General features: G+C 36.0%; 2 pseudogenes. Both read right to left on the bottom strand.

What is annotated here, in order from left to right:
* A pseudogene (locus HMPREF2852_RS00645) lies at window positions 1–411 on the bottom strand (recombinase family protein); the annotation flags it as partial.
* 57 nt (window positions 412–468) lie between these two features.
* A pseudogene (locus HMPREF2852_RS09905) lies at window positions 469–552 on the bottom strand (hypothetical protein); the annotation flags it as partial.
* Between the last annotated feature and the right edge of the window lie 40 nt (window positions 553–592).

Here is a 592-nt window from a genome sequence, read left to right as displayed (position 1 = left end):
TATTCTCTCAATATTTATTTCTATTCCAGACTTGAAGGTAATTTCAAATTTATCATCAAATATTTTTATCTGTTTGATGTATTTTCTAACAAGTTCTTCATCATATTCTGTTATCTCTCTGCTTTGACTTTTGAGAAATTCCTCCATATCCTTGATGCGTCTTCTGGCATCTTCATCAAGAGCCTTTTGAACAAGCATCTTATGTTTTTCACCCTTTAGGGTATCAACTTCATTAGCAATATCAGTATAGTCTTTCTTAGCTCTTACCTGTGCAAGGAGTTCCTGCTGTTTTACCTCAATTACTCTATTGATGGCTTCTATTTCTTCATCGTTACTTCCAGCAACTACTTTTTCAATATTCTTTATTAGAATTTTTTCAGTATCATCAGAGGTTTTCAAAACCTCATTCATGGCTTTAACAACTGCTTTTTGTAGTTCTTCCTCTGGTATAGTAGCTGCATCACAGCTTTTTGGCCCATGCTCAACCCTTGTGCAGCAACGCCATACCACCAAACGCTCTCCACGATTATTCCAAGCAACTCGCCTATAAATATCTCCACATTTCGAGCAAATACAAAGACTAGAAAGCGCA

This window comes from Anaerococcus sp. HMSC065G05, from assembly GCF_001812365.1.
Lineage (GTDB): Bacteria > Bacillota > Clostridia > Tissierellales > Peptoniphilaceae > Anaerococcus > Anaerococcus vaginalis.
The sequence above is the reverse complement of the archived record's forward strand: the minus strand, read 5'-3'. Positions and strand labels throughout refer to the sequence as shown.